At 61.6% G+C, this 10,943-nt stretch carries 7 protein-coding genes; 2 read left to right on the top strand and 5 right to left on the bottom strand.

Features of this window, described 5'->3' with window-relative positions; genetic code table 11:
* Nucleotides 1-63 precede the first annotated feature (63 nt).
* On the top strand, nucleotides 64-657 hold the full coding sequence (locus tag BFP90_RS15760) for a phosphoheptose isomerase (protein ID WP_003216190.1): 594 nt from the start codon (nucleotides 64-66) through the stop codon (nucleotides 655-657).
* The gene (locus BFP90_RS15755; protein ID WP_065885819.1) at nucleotides 654-1,235 is read left to right on the top strand and encodes a BON domain-containing protein; all 582 of its coding nucleotides are present in this window, start codon (nucleotides 654-656) and stop codon (nucleotides 1,233-1,235) included. The genes BFP90_RS15760 and BFP90_RS15755 overlap by 4 nt, the downstream gene beginning before the upstream one ends.
* A gap of 122 nt (nucleotides 1,236-1,357) precedes the next feature.
* On the opposite strand, the gene BFP90_RS15750 is transcribed toward BFP90_RS15755, so the two are convergent.
* From BFP90_RS15750 to BFP90_RS15730, 5 genes are all read right to left on the bottom strand, one after another.
* Nucleotides 1,358-2,131: an OmpA family protein gene (locus BFP90_RS15750; RefSeq protein ID WP_065885818.1), complete on the bottom strand. Its 774-nt coding sequence runs from the start codon at nucleotides 2,129-2,131 to the stop codon at nucleotides 1,358-1,360.
* Between the two features lie 203 nt (nucleotides 2,132-2,334).
* Entirely contained in the window at nucleotides 2,335-5,064 is a 2,730-nt protein-coding gene (locus BFP90_RS15745; RefSeq protein WP_065897303.1) for a LuxR C-terminal-related transcriptional regulator, read from the bottom strand.
* A gap of 251 nt (nucleotides 5,065-5,315) precedes the next feature.
* Nucleotides 5,316-6,680, bottom strand: coding sequence for a DUF1329 domain-containing protein (locus BFP90_RS15740; protein WP_065885816.1), 1,365 nt, complete (start codon nucleotides 6,678-6,680; stop codon nucleotides 5,316-5,318).
* A 42-nt stretch (nucleotides 6,681-6,722) separates the two neighbouring features.
* Nucleotides 6,723-8,582, bottom strand: a complete 1,860-nt coding sequence (locus BFP90_RS15735; protein WP_065892624.1) for a DUF1302 domain-containing protein — start codon at nucleotides 8,580-8,582, stop codon at nucleotides 6,723-6,725.
* A gap of 334 nt (nucleotides 8,583-8,916) precedes the next feature.
* On the bottom strand, nucleotides 8,917-10,599 hold the full coding sequence (locus BFP90_RS15730; protein WP_065897301.1) for a fatty acid--CoA ligase: 1,683 nt from the start codon (nucleotides 10,597-10,599) through the stop codon (nucleotides 8,917-8,919).
* Between the last annotated feature and the right edge of the window lie 344 nt (nucleotides 10,600-10,943).

The raw sequence follows: 10,943 nt of genomic DNA, 5'->3' as shown, positions 1-10,943 counted from the left end.
GCTCTTTGCTTTGCGGGCTGCACATTTCCGTGTCAAACAGCCGCGCTAATTAAGGTCACACAGATGGACATGCAATCCCGAATTCGCCAGCTTTTCCAGGCCAGCATCGACACCAAGCAACAGGCGATGGACGTACTTGCACCGCACATCGAGCAAGCCAGTCAGGTCATGGTCAATGCCTTGCTCAACGAAGGCAAAATGCTTTCGTGCGGTAACGGCGGCTCGGCCGGTGACGCCCAGCATTTTTCCTCCGAGCTGCTCAACCGCTTCGAGCGCGAGCGCCCGAGCCTGCCGGCGATCGCCCTGACCACCGACACGTCGACGATCACCTCGATCGCCAACGACTACAGCTACAACGAAATCTTCTCCAAACAGATCCGCGCCCTCGGCCAGCCGGGCGATGTGTTGCTGGCGATTTCCACCAGCGGCAACTCGGCGAACATCATTCAAGCGATCCAGGCCGCACATGATCGCGAAATGATTGTCGTAGCCTTGACCGGGCGCGACGGCGGCGGCATGGCCTCATTGCTGCTGCCTGAGGACGTGGAGATTCGCGTCCCGGCCAATGTCACTGCACGCATTCAAGAAGTCCACCTGCTGGCGATCCACTGCCTGTGCGATCTGATCGACAGCCAACTGTTCGGGAGTGAAGAATGACCGTTAACCGCCTTAGCCTTTTGGCCATCACGCTGTGCCTTGCCATCAGCGGTTGCAGCACGGCAATCACCGCAACACGGGACACCCCCATCCAGGACGACCGGGGCACACGCACATTCGGCAGCACCATCGATGACTCGCTGATCGAAACCAAGGTCAAGGTCAACGTCGCCAAAGCGGCCACGGACCTGGGTAATGGCGCATCGCGCATCGTCGTGACCAGCTTCAACGGCGTCGTGCTGCTGGCCGGCCAGACTCCGCGCGAAGAGCTCAAGGCCCAGGCCGAACAGGCTGCCTCGACGGTGCAGCGGGTCAAGAAGGTGCACAACGAACTGCAGGTCATGGACCCGATCACCCTGCTGGCGATCAGCAACGATGCGTTGCTGACCACCAAGATCAAGGCGCAGATGCTTACCGACAGCGCCGTGCCGGGCTCGCGCATCAAGATCGTCACCGACAACGGCATCGTCTACATGATGGGCCTGCTGACCCAGGCTGAAGCCACTCGCGCGGCCAACCTGGTACAGGGCGTGTCGGGTGTGCAGAAAATCGTGAAGGTGTTCGAATACATCGACTGATGTAACCGTCAGTGCCCAGGTGATCGTTCCCACGCTCTGCGTGGGAACGATCCATGTAACCGTCAGCCATGAAAAAGGGCGCCGTGCATTGACTGCACGGCGCCCTTTTTTGTATCGGTTGTTTACTGGTATTGCGAGTACGGGTTGCCCTGGAACTGGTTGTTCTGCTGCGGCGCCTGTTGCTGGGCGCCCGGCTGGCCGTACTGCTGGCCCGGGATCGGACCAAGGTTCACTTCTACACGACGGTTCTGGGCACGACCATTGACGTCGGCGTTACTGGCAATCGGATTATCCGGGCCGGCACCGCGTGCGCTCAGGTTGGCGGCACTGACGCCTTGGGAAGTCAGGTAGTTGGCCACGCTCTGCGCACGGCGCTGGGACAGGTCCATGTTCAGCTGGCGACTGCCGGTGCTGTCGGTGTAGCCAACGATCTGGATGGTGTTCTGGTTGAACTGCTTGAGGGAGTTGGCCAGGTTGTTCAGCGGCTGGTAGAAGCTGCTGGCGATAGCGTCGGAGTTGGTGGCGAAGGTGATATTGCCGGGCATGATCAACTTGATCTGGTCACCCTGGCGTTGCACTTCAACGCCGGTATTGGCCATGCTTTCGCGCAGTTTTTTCTCTTGCTGGTCGGCGTAGTAGCCATAGCCTGCAGCGCCGGCGCCCGCGACCACTGCGCCAATCAGCGCGCCCTTGCCACGGTTGTTATGGTCGATGGCCGCACCGGCCAATGCCCCGGCCAGCGCGCCGAGGCCGCCGTACTTGGCGGTCTTGCTCATGCCGCTCTCGGAACCATTGCCGGCCTGTCCCTGGCTGCCATCATAAGGATTAGGTGAAGCGCAGCCGGATAAAAGGGCTACGGCGGTAGCAACAACAAGCAGACGACGCGGAGTGAACATGAAGGAAGCTCCTACTTTTTGCATTCGGTGATGCAGAGGACGTGGGCAACGGGCCTGTGCCGGGTTTGGAACACGACAAGCGGTAAAAATTCCGTGAGCGAGGCGCAAACCGGAGCCAGGCCATGGATCATTCAGGTTCGGGAGGTACGTGCTCCCGACAGCGGTGGGTCGTTTAATTAAACGATGCACAATGCGCAGCGCCATCAGCCCAACAGCCCCATCGACTTGGCCCGCGCCACCGCCTGGGTACGGCGCTCCACGCCGAGCTTGCTGTTGATATGGCTGGCGTGGGTTTTCACGGTGTGCAGGGAAATGAACAGCTGGTTGCTGATCTCCTGGTTGGAACAGCCCTGGGCGATCAGTTGCAGTACCGCCAGCTCACGTGTGCTCAGGGTTTCATGATGAGGCGCGCTTTCAACACAGGTGACTGCCGGTAGCAACGCCAGCAAGGCCTGGTTCAGCAGAACGTGTGGATGCTTGCCCAACTGCTCGCGCATCCACTGCGGGTATTGCTCCAGCAACCGCTGGAACGGTTGCAGTGCGCCCCCGGTGCCGGCTTCGAGGGCGCGGGCCAGCACCAACCCGGCCCTGGTTTGCTGACCACACGCCAGCAACAAATGCGCCTGCTGGGCCAGGGCGATCAGGGCGATTATCTGGCGACCGCTGTTGAGCGCCTGTTGCGCCACGTCCTCAAGCCGTTGCAGCGCCTTGTCGGGCTGTTGGCGAATGGCATCCAGCGCGGCCTGTTGCAGCTCCACATGTTGCGGCAAGTGCGGGTGAAACTCCGGTGCGGCGGCGGCCTGCTCACCGGTGTAGGTCTGTCCCAGCCGGGCCAGCCAGGCCTCGGCCAGGTCGGTACGGCCCTGGGCCAGCCACAGCTCGCATTTGATCAGGGTGATCATCGCCAGGTAGTAGATCGGCGGCACGTCCCAGATGTGCATCAGGCGTTCAGCCTCGGCCAGTTCGGCAAAGGCCGTGGAAAAATCGCCACGCCGGCCTTCGAAGCTGGCGATCACACAATGTCCGATCAGCACGCTGATATCCCGGCAGGCGCGGGCTTCAGTCAGGCCGGCGCGCAACCGCGCAAGGCCGGCTTCGGGCTGGTAACGCAGCAGCAACAGGAAACCTTCATAGAGCGACAATCGCGCGCGCACGGCATACAGCCGCTGAGCCGCCAGCCCGTGCAGGCGCTGCAGGCCCTGGCGCACTTCGTCCAGGGCACGCAGGACCTCGCCGCGCGCCTGCAGCACCCGGGCGCGGTCGTAATGGGCCAGGGCTTCAAACAGCGGGTTACCGACACGCTGCGCCAATTCCAGGGACTCACGATTCAGGCCACGGGCACGCCAGAGATCGGCATCGACGATCGCCAGGTTGGACAAGGTCGACAGGCACATCAGGCGCTGGCCATAACGCTTGTGCGGCAGGCTTTCCAGGGCCTCGCTGCAATAGCGCTGGGTCAATTCGCGGTCCCCTCGCCCGCGGGCGATGATCCCGCTCAGTGCCAGCCATTGGGCCAGCATGGATTTCTGCGCGGTGGCCGACGGCGCCGGCAGGAAGCGGCTGAGGTAGCTGGATAATTCCTGCGCCGCGTCCAACTGGCACGCCAACCCCAGCGCCCAACTGTAGAGCACGATCAAGCGCGGCGTGCTGATCAACAGGCTGTCGGGCAAGTCCATTTTCCAGCGCAGCAACATGCCGACATTCTGTTCCGCCAGCAGTTGCTCCTCGGACAGGTTCTGCACCAGGTTCGCCGCCACATCCAGGTGACCGGCCCGCAGCGCCTGCTCCACCGCCTCATCAATCAGGCCCTGGGCGTTGAACCAGCGACAGGCCCGCAGGTGCAGACTGGCCAGGGGCAAGGTGGCGCTCTTCTCGCGGCGCGCGCGCAGCAGGTCGGAAAACAAATGGTGATAACGGTACCAGTGGCCCTGTTCATCCAACGGCACCAGAAATACCTGGTGGGCCTGCAGGTAGCGCAGGATTTCCGGGCTGTCATGGGCCTCGCGGATCGCGTCGCACAGCTCGCTGCAGAAACGCTCCTGGGGCGCGGTGTCATACAGAAACGCCTGCACCTGCGCAGGCAGGCAGTCGATGACCTCTTCCAGCAAATAATCGCGAATCAGCCCTTCGCCGCCGTTCAGGCCCTGGGGCAAGGCACCGTCGCTGCCGGCTTCGGGGGCCGCCAGCAGCCAGAAGCGCAGGCCGGCGACCCAGCCCTCACTGCGACGGATCAGGTTCTCCAGAGCCTCACCGCGCAGCGAACTGCTGTGCCGGTGCAGCACGGCCAGGGATTCGTCATGGGTCAGGCGCAGGTCCTGCTCATGCAATTCCAGCAGGTGCCGCGACAGGCGCAGGCGCGCCAGGTGCCAGTCCGGACGCTGGCGGCTGGTAACCAGCATCACCAGGCCATCGGGCAAATGATTGAGGAAAAATTGCAGGCAACGGTCCAGCACCGGCCCCTGGGCCAAATGGTAGTCATCGAGCACCAGCAGCAGCGGCGCGTGGACAGACAAATGCACCGTCAGCTCATCGAGCAGGCCATCGAGCCATTCTTCAAAGGCGAAGGGTTGGTGACGCTGACGCATTTTCAGCAAGCCCAGGGACTGGGCACCCAGTTGCGGGAAATACGCGCGCAAGCCTTCGAGCAGGCGCTCGAGAAAACGGCCAGGGTCGTTGTCCCGTGGGCTCAGGCCCAGCCACAGGTTTTGCCAGTGGACCGGCAGGCTCTGGCAGAACTCGACCGCCAGGGAACTCTTGCCGAACCCCGCCGGCGCGCTGACCAGCAACAGCCGCCCTTCCAGGCCGGCGCCCAGGCGTTCGCACAGGCGTGGGCGCAGCACGTAACCGTCGGGCAACGGCGGCCTGTAGAAACGGCCTTCCAGGCTCGGAATCACCGCGCCGGCAGGCCCCTGGATTCGGGACAGATCAGTCATCGCCGGGCTCTTGTAGAAGGCTGTTGTCGGCATTGCAGATGTCCGCAGACTAGCGGTAAAAGCGGCGGGATTGTAGATCTTTGCAACAAATGTCTGAAAAAGAACTGCGACAAAAAATATCGCTACAGACACCCCAAACAAAATGTGGGAGGGAGCTTGCTCCCGATGGCGGTGGGTCAGTCAATACCTGCATCGACTGTCGCGCCGCTATCGGGGGCAAGCCCCCTCCCACATTTGAGGATCAGCGCAGGTTAGCGAACGCCGTCCTGGCGCAGGGCTGCCGGGGTGAAGTCGCTGGTGGTGGCGGTGAAGCCGAAGTCATACGCCTGCTTCTCTTCGTTCTTCATGCCCAGGGCCAGGTAGCGGCCCGATTGCAGGTCGTAGAGGGTTTCCAGGGCATACCACGGCACTTGCTTGTCGTAGTAGTTCTCGGCATGGGCTTCGGCGACACGCCACAGTTGGCCACGGCCATCGTAATGGTCGATCACCGCAGCTTGCCAGGTGTCCTCGTCGATGTAGAAGTCACGTTTGGCATAGATGTGGCGCTGGCCTTCCTTCAAGGTCGCGACCACATGCCAGACGCGGCGCAGCTCGTAGCGCGTCAGGTCCTGGTTGATGTGGCCGGCCTTGATGATGTCGGCGTATTTCAACTTCGGATCGTCGATCTTGTAGCTGTTGGCGGCGATGTAGATTTCCTTCTTGCCTTCCAGTTTCCAGTCGTAGCGGTCCGGCGCGCCGTTGTACATGTCGAGGTTGTCGGAGGTGCGCAGGCCATCGGCGGCCGTGCCCGGCCCGTCATAGGACACCTGCGGCGCCCGGCGCACGCGGCGTTGCCCGGCGTTGTAGACCCACGCCGAACGCGGTTCCTTGACCTGGTCCAGGGTCTCGTGCACCAGCAGCACACCACCGGCCAGACGCGCCGGCGCGGTGACTTGCTGCTTGAAGTAGAACAGTACGTTGCCGGGGTTTTTCGGGTCGAAGTCCTTCATTTTGTCGCGGAACACGAATTGGTCGCGGAAGTACACCAGGCTGTAGGAACCGTTGGTTTGCGGGGTGGCCTGGGTCACCAGGCGCGTGACGCTACCGCCGCGATAACGGGTGATGTGGTTCCAGATCACCTCGACGCCGCTTTTCGGAATCGGGAACGGCACCGCCGTCTCGAAGTTTTCCAGGCCGTTGCCGCCGGACACCAGGTTGGTCGTGGTGGCGTTTTTCTTGATGGAGGCGAACACGTCAGCCGGCACCGTGGCGCCGCGATGAGTCGGGTACACCGGCATCTTGAAGCTGTCCGGGTAACGCTTGAACATCGCGTACTGCCCGGGGGCCAGTTTGTCTTTGTATTGCTCGACGTTCTGCGCGGTGATGGTGAACTGCGGTTGTTCGCTGGCGTACGGGTTGGCCAGGAAACCCTTGGCATCCACCGCCCCTGCGTTCACCGGCATCGGTGACCATTTGGGGATGGTACCGGCCGCGTTCCCGGCCATTTCGGCGCCCATCGGGGTCAGGCTGGTGCCCAGCTTGGCGGCTTCATCCGCCGACACCGCCGCCATGACGTTGCTCGCCAGGATCGACAGCCCAAGCACACCCACGTGCAACAGACTTTTAGTTATTTTCATGTTCTGGACTTCCTGAATACATACCACTTGAAAAGAGTGTGCTTAGAAGTTGGCGCCGAAGCTCAGGGCGACGAAATCGCGGTCATTCACCGTGCTGAACTTGCCACCAAAGAAGTTGGTGTAGGCCAGGCTGGCGGTGTAGGTGTTCTGGTATTCGGCATCCAGGCCCAGGCTGACCGCCTTGCGCCCCTCTTCGAAGTTGCCGCCGGGGCCTGGCGAGTAACCTTTGACGTCATGGGACCAGGCCACGTTGGGCTTGAGGTTGACGCCGGCGAACACGTCCGGGTATTCCCAGATGGCACGGGCGCGGTAGCCCCAGGACGTTGCGGTGGTGTAGCCGTCGTTGTTGCAGTTGGTGTTCAGGCCGGCTGCGTTGGGCAGGCCCGCACCGGTTGCGGTTGAATTGTTGAGGGCGTTGCAGAACCCACCTGGCAAGCTGCCAGGGCCAAAGACCGGGTCGCGGCCATAGCGGGCCTGGGATTTGCTTTCCAGGCCACCCACATGGGTCACGCCGATTTCACCGACAGTGGTCAGGCGGCTGGCGCCCATCACCTGGTCGAAGAAGTGCGTGAAGGTGGTCTGGAACTGGGTCACTTCCTTGCGGTTGTAACCGTGCAGGTCCTGGCCCGGCGTGCCCTTGAGCACGGACGCATTGCCAAAGCCCGGGATCGGCGTGACACCGGCGAACAGAATGTCGGTGGTGCTCAACTGCACCGGCGCATTCGGCCGGTAGCTCAACTCACCGCTCCACGCGGTGCCGGTGGGCAATGTGGTGGAGAAACTCAGACCGTAGAGGCGGATATCTTCCGGATACTCGACGAAGTAGTTCGAACTGCCCGCCACGATCAGCGGACGCAATGCCCCCAGCGGGCCCAGCGGACGGGTGTAGGCTGCCGATGGCGCGCCCTGTGCGCTGAAGATCGGCGCACGGCTGTGGTAGTTCATGAAGTAGGCGCCGAATTCGGTATCCAGCGGCTCGAAGTTATAGTGCATGGCCACGCCGAACTGGCCGCTGTCGCGGGCATCACGGTCCGGGCCACGGCGCACGAGTACGCCTTCGCTGTTGACGTCCACACCCAGCGCACCCAGGGTCGGCAGCGCTGCGGCAGGGATGGTCGAGCGCTTGTTCAGTACCCGCAGGTTGTTGCTGCAGCCGTCGGAAATCACGTCCGGCTGCGAGAAGAAGGTGCCGCAGTTGTCGGTGACGGTCTGGTCCCATTCCAACTGGTAAAACGCCTCGGCCGACAAGTTATCGGTCAGCGTCTGCGACACGTAGAACATGTTGACCGGAATCAGGCCTTCCTTGATCTCGGCCCCCGGACGACGAAACGCCGACACGTCGATCGGGTTGATCGAGTTGATACCGCCGCCAATGAAGGTACTCTCGCCCCAGCTCACGACCTGCTTGCCGAAACGCACGGAACCCGGCGCGTCGGCGATCGAATAGTTGTGGTAGACGAACGCATCGAGGATCTGCCCGCCGGAAGACTTGGCGCCTTCCTTGCGGTTGTTGTCGCTGATGTCCTTGAACGGACGGCTTTCGTCCTTGAGTTCAAAGTCGTACCAGTACTTGCCACGCACAAACACACCGGTGTCGCCGTACTTCAGTTCCAGGTCGTGGATGCCCTTGAAGATCTTCGAAAAGGTTTCTCCGCGCTTGAAGTTCAGGTGGCCGTCATCGGAGGTCTGGGACAGGCCCCTGCCGCCGTTGTTGGCGCCGATCAGGTCGCGATTGGCCTTGGACGTGCTCCAACTGGCGCCTACCGACAGGGATGAGTCAAAACTCCCTTCGATTTCACCAATGTTGAAACTGACGCCGAATGCGGGCCCGGCGAGCGTAGAAGCGAGACTGACGGCCAGGGGCAGACGTGCCCGGCGCCAGAACTGGTTTACTGAGGTCATCGACGCTACTCCATGTGCATTTTATTGTTATGGCAGTGAGCTCTTTCGGAAGATGCATGTAACGGCCGGGATACAACGATTCCAATGCCGAGCGACAACCGGGCCACCTTCACCCGAAGCGCAACATCCGCGAAAAACTCTGGAAGGGACTATAGCCAGCAGGGGGTAGTGCTTGATCCCTCTAAAGTGTGATTTGCATCACCAACCCGTCTGCCCCGACCCTTTCGCCACGCCGACGAAGGTCGACGCGGCAAGGATGGCTGAAATTCCACAAATCACAAGTAAAGGCCTGAGATAGAGCATTGCCGCCCCCGATTGGGCACGGCAAGCGGCGTCACAGGGTCGACAGGAACGTGCTGTTGTTGGCCTGCCATTCGATGATGTCGATACGGATACGTTTTTTGTCGAGCTTGCCGACGCTGGTCTTGGGAATTTCAGTAACAACGGCGATCTGGCTCGGAATCGCCCACTTGCTCAAGTGGCCCAATTCAACGAACGGCTTGAGGTGTTCCTTGAGTTCACGAGCCCCTATCACATGGCCATCACGCAACACCAACAGGGCAAACGGGCGCTCGCCCCACTGCGGGTCGGCCATCCCCACCACCGCTACTTCGCGTACCGCCGGGTGGCGGCTGACCAGGTCTTCCAGGGCCAGGGACGAGACCCACTCGCCACCGGTCTTGATCACATCCTTGATGCGGTCACGGATATCGATCACGCCGAACGCATCCAGGGTGGCGACATCACCGGTGTGCATCCAGCCACCGGCCCACAGCTCGGCGCCCTTTTGCGGCTCGTTGTAATAGCCCTCGGTGAGCCAGGGTGCGCGCAGTACCAGCTCGCCCTGGGATTCGCCGTCGGCAGGCAGGAAGTTGCCATCGGTGTCCATGATCGCCGCCTCCACCAGCGGCCCGGGCACACCGGCCTTGATCCGATAAGTGGTGCGTTCGTCTTCGCTGCCGGCCATCAGCTCGTCATTGAGATGAGCACAGGACACCAGCGGCCCTGTCTCGGACATGCCGTACGCAGCCGTCAACTGAATGCCACGGGCCTTGGCGGCTTCGTACAGCGAACGGTTGAGGGCGCTGCCGCCGATGACGATTTTCCAACCGCCGAAATCCACGTCCTGGGCGGCCTTGGCATTGAGCACCATTTGCAGGATGGTCGGCACGCAATGGGAAAAGGTGACCTTTTCCTTGCGCCATAGCTCCACCAGGTATTCGGGGTCGTAGCGGCCGGGGTAGACCTGCTTCAAACCGAGCATGGTCGCCACGTAAGGCAGGCCCCAGGCGTGCACGTGGAACATCGGTGTGATGGGCATGTACACGTCGTTGGTGCCGAGCAAACGCACACTGTCGACACTGCCCATGATGGTCGCCACGCCGATGGTGTGCAGCACCAGTTGGCGATGGGTGAAATACACGCCCTTGGGGTCGCCGGTGGTGCCGGTGGTGTAGAAGGTGGTGGCCACGGAGTTCTCGTCGAAATCCTCGAAGTGGTACGTCGGGCTCGCCGCCGCCAGCAGGGTTTCGTACTCGCCCACCAGGTTGGGCAGGTCGGCTGTCTTGCTGTCGCCGTCGGTGATCAGCACGGTCTTGTCGACGCTGGTGAGCTGCCCGGCGATCGCCTGGTAAAGCCCCACGAACTCGCTGTTGACCAGCACAAAGCGGTCCTCGGCGTGGTTCATGGTGTAGAGGATCTGTTCCGGCGACAGGCGCACGTTGATGGTGTGGATCACCGCGCCGATCATCGGGATGGCGAACATGCACTCCAGGTAACGGTGGCTGTCCCAGTCCATCACCGCCACCGTATCACCGGCCTTGACCCCCGCTTCGGTCAGCACATTGGCCAGGCGCGCGACGCGCTCGATCAGCGTCGGGTAGGTGTAGCGCAGTTTGTCGCGGTAGATGATTTCCCGGGTTTTCTCGTAACGCGCCCCGGACATCAACAGGCGTTTGATCAACAGCGGGTATTGGTAAGCGCCTTCGGCGGGTGGGATAACACGGGTCTGCAACATACGACTCCCTTTTATGACTGCGCGGTCTTGGCGTGAAGACCTGCACTGTAGAGAGGTTATGTTGCAGCTAAATCAGCCAAAGGAATGATTTGCAGGGTCCGGTAAATGCTAGCTTTTAGCCATGATCTCGGACACATGCAGATCCAATGTGGGAGGGGGCTTGCCCCCGATGGCGGTGTTTCAGCCAAGTATTTATTAGCTGATCCACCGCTATCGGGGCATAGGTATCTATACAGCTTTGATATGACACCGACATGTGGCGAGGGAGCTAGCTCCCGATAGCGGCCTCTGGGCCGACCAGGATGTTGGTGTCGATCCCGGTCCAAATGTGGGAGGGGGCTTGC

Origin of the sequence: Pseudomonas sp. 24 E 13 (assembly GCF_900004715.1) — a bacterium.
GTDB classification, from domain to species: domain Bacteria; phylum Pseudomonadota; class Gammaproteobacteria; order Pseudomonadales; family Pseudomonadaceae; genus Aquipseudomonas; species Aquipseudomonas orientalis_A.
The sequence above is the reverse complement of the archived record's forward strand: the minus strand, read 5'-3'. Positions and strand labels throughout refer to the sequence as shown.

Bases quoted from the DNA above. Each gene is read 5' to 3' on its own strand.
- BFP90_RS15755 (WP_065885819.1), top strand. From the start codon at position 654: ATGACCGTTAACCGCCTTAGCCTTTTGGCCATCACGCTGTGCCTTGCC.
- BFP90_RS15745 (WP_065897303.1), bottom strand. From the start codon at position 5,064: ATGACTGATCTGTCCCGAATCCAGGGGCCTGCCGGCGCGGTGATTCCG.
- BFP90_RS15730 (WP_065897301.1), bottom strand. From the start codon at position 10,599: ATGTTGCAGACCCGTGTTATCCCACCCGCCGAAGGCGCTTACCAATAC.
- BFP90_RS15735 (WP_065892624.1), bottom strand. From the start codon at position 8,582: ATGACCTCAGTAAACCAGTTCTGGCGCCGGGCACGTCTGCCCCTGGCC.
- BFP90_RS15750 (WP_065885818.1), bottom strand. From the start codon at position 2,131: ATGTTCACTCCGCGTCGTCTGCTTGTTGTTGCTACCGCCGTAGCCCTT.
- BFP90_RS15740 (WP_065885816.1), bottom strand. From the start codon at position 6,680: ATGAAAATAACTAAAAGTCTGTTGCACGTGGGTGTGCTTGGGCTGTCG.
- BFP90_RS15760 (WP_003216190.1), top strand. From the start codon at position 64: ATGGACATGCAATCCCGAATTCGCCAGCTTTTCCAGGCCAGCATCGAC.